This window comes from Pararhizobium sp., from assembly GCF_035497515.1.
GTDB lineage: Bacteria > Pseudomonadota > Alphaproteobacteria > Rhizobiales > Rhizobiaceae > Pararhizobium.
On the sequence record NZ_DATJDJ010000225.1, the window covers coordinates 1 to 2484 of the forward strand.

The window sequence follows — 2484 nt, forward strand, 5'->3', positions numbered from 1 at the left end:
TCGCCGCGAGCGCCCCTTGCGCTTCCGCTGGCGCGCTGGTGCGCCGGCCTTCGTCGTGGCCTTTGCCACCGCCTACGCCGCCCATCCTTCTCACGATCCGCGCGAGGCAGACTTTCTGCCCTATGTCGCGGGCTACAACGCCTCGGCTTTTCCGCTGTCCTTCGCGAATGTGCCCGACATGATCGGCTGGGTTCCGCTTGCAAGAAAGTTCGACCATATCGACGGCTCGGTGGCCATGGCGAACACGGCCGATTGCGGTGTGGATCGCAGCAGGCCGGATTTCATGATGATCCTTTCGGAAAGCCAGTCATCGCCGCTGGTTTTTCCTGAGCTTTCATTCCCGAAAGCTGTGACGGACAGTTACCGGTCGGACGACGGCACCATCAAGCCGCTCTATGTCGAGACCGTTGGCGGCGGCACATGGATGACGAATTTCACGGTTCTGACGAGCCTTTCCAGCGCCGATTTCGGCTGGCAGGCCGCTTATGTCACCCGCGTGCTAGACGGAAGAATCAAGGGCGCACTGCCCGAAGTTCTGGCGCGATGCGGATACCGCACCATCACCGTCATGCCGATGCCGACGATTGCGTTCAACGAAGGCCCCTTTTTGAAATCCATCGGTTTCCAGGAGGTATTCGGCGCGGAGACGACCGGCCACGAGCCGATGAGCGTCCGCGACAAAGTCTATTTCGACTATGTGAACGCGCTGATCGAAAAACATCGGAAGGAAGATGGCCGCCCGCTCTTCATTGCCATTCAAACCATGTTCACGCATGCACCCTATGAATCCGTTCTCCTGCCGGAGCCGAAAGAGCCTGCGTCGCACTACAACAAGTCGGCGGACCTCAACGAATATATGCGCCGTATCGCGCTTGCGCGGCAGGATCTGCAGGCCTTCCTCGGGAAGAGAAAAGCAGAGCCCGGCCCGCGCGGAACCCTGGTCATGGAGTTCGGCGACCATCAATCCGTTGCGACGCGCGACATGATGCTGTCGCGTTCGCCGGAAAACCTGCTCACGGACCTGCGCTCGAAAATCTACGAGACCTATTACGCCGTCCACGCCTATGACACGCCGATCGACTTCTCGGGCCTCGACCAGCCCGAAGACGCCACTTTCCTGATCCCCCGGCTGATTGCAGCGGCGAGGCTGCCGACCTCGCCGAAATATCGCGACCTCGTTGCCCTCAGCGACCATTGCCTTGGCCGCTTCCACACCTGCAAAGACCGGGTTTCGGTCGATCGCCACCTGAAGGGCCTGGTCTCAGGCGGGCTGTTGAAGATCGAGTGACCCGTCAGGCTTGTCGTCCTTATGCCCCTCGCTAGCTCGCCATGGCCGGCGTTGCGGCCGAAGGAGAGGTGGTGCCGTGAGCGCTCACGATTGCGCCCGCAAGCTGACGGAGCGTCACCATGCCGAGCGGCTTGCCGGTAGGATCAACGACGGTCACGTCCTTCTCAGGCCCGGAAACGAGCAAGCGGACGGCTTCCTCGATCGTGGTTCCGGCAGCAATCGTCGGCCCGGATGGAGCGGCGTGGCCAGCCAGCGGCTGCATGACGGCCTCGACATGCACAACGCGGCCGCGGTTCACGTCCTTCACGAAATTCGCCACATAATCGTCCGCCGGGCGGAGCACGATGTCCTGGCTGGTGCCCTGCTGGATGACCTCGCCGTCGCGCAGGATGGCGATCTGGTCTCCAAGCCGCAGTGCTTCGTCCAGGTCATGCGTGATGAAGACGATGGTCTTCTTGATTTCCTTCTGGAGGTCCAGAAGAATCGTCTGCATGTCTGAGCGGATCAGCGGATCGAGCGCCGAATAGGCTTCGTCCATCAGGAGAACGGGCGCATCATTGGCCAGCGCCCGTGCAAGGCCGACACGCTGCTGCATGCCGCCCGACAACTGGTTGGGATATTTCTGTTCAAAGCCCTTGAGACCGACCTGCTCCAGCCACTTCATCGCGGTATCGGCGCGGACCGACTGCGGCAAGCCTTGCACCTCGAGGCCGAAGACCGTGTTGTCGAGGACGTTGCGATGGGGAAGAAGAGCGAATTTCTGGAACACCATCGCCGTCTGCTGGCGCCGGAATTCGCGAAGATCCGTCTCCGACATCTTCACCACATCCACGCCGTCGACAAGGACTTCGCCGGAGGTCGGATCGATCAGGCGATTGATATGGCGGATGAGCGTGGACTTGCCGGAGCCGGAAAGCCCCATGATCACCTGGATGCGACCCGAGGGGATTTCGATATTGATATCCCGCAGCCCGAGAACATGGCCGTGTTTCTCGTTCAGCTCCGTCTTGGTCAGTCCGTTCTTGACGGATTCGATGTGTGCCGCGGCGTTGGGGCCGAAGATCTTGTAGAGTTCGCGGATCTTGATGCCGCCGAATGCATGCTCAGCCATGGACGATCTCCCGATGCTTCTGGAGCCGTTTGCCATAAGCCTGGCTGACCCGGTCGAAGATGATGGCGATGCCGACGATGGCAAG

At 61.0% G+C, this 2484-nt stretch carries 2 protein-coding genes and 1 pseudogene; 1 reads left to right on the forward strand and 2 read right to left on the reverse strand.

Features of this window, described 5'->3' with window-relative positions; genetic code table 11:
* The coding region (locus VL202_RS23580) for a sulfatase-like hydrolase/transferase (RefSeq protein ID WP_325466493.1) at window positions 1-1288 on the forward strand (1288 nt) is incomplete at its 5' end.
* A gap of 31 nt (window positions 1289-1319) precedes the next feature.
* Here VL202_RS23580 and VL202_RS23585 read toward each other — a convergent pair.
* Both VL202_RS23585 and VL202_RS23590 read right to left on the reverse strand, forming a co-directional pair.
* Window positions 1320-2399 carry a glycine betaine/L-proline ABC transporter ATP-binding protein gene (locus VL202_RS23585; protein WP_325466494.1) on the reverse strand — a complete coding sequence of 360 codons (1080 nt, stop codon included), beginning with the start codon at window positions 2397-2399 and terminating at the stop codon, window positions 1320-1322.
* Window positions 2392-2484 (reverse strand): annotated as a pseudogene (locus tag VL202_RS23590) (proline/glycine betaine ABC transporter permease); the annotation flags it as partial. The pseudogene VL202_RS23590 and the gene VL202_RS23585, both read right to left, overlap by 8 nt.

Coding starts and splice junctions, on each gene's coding strand:
- VL202_RS23585 (WP_325466494.1), bottom strand. CDS start 2,399: ATGGCTGAGCATGCATTCGGCGGCATCAAGATCCGCGAACTCTACAAG.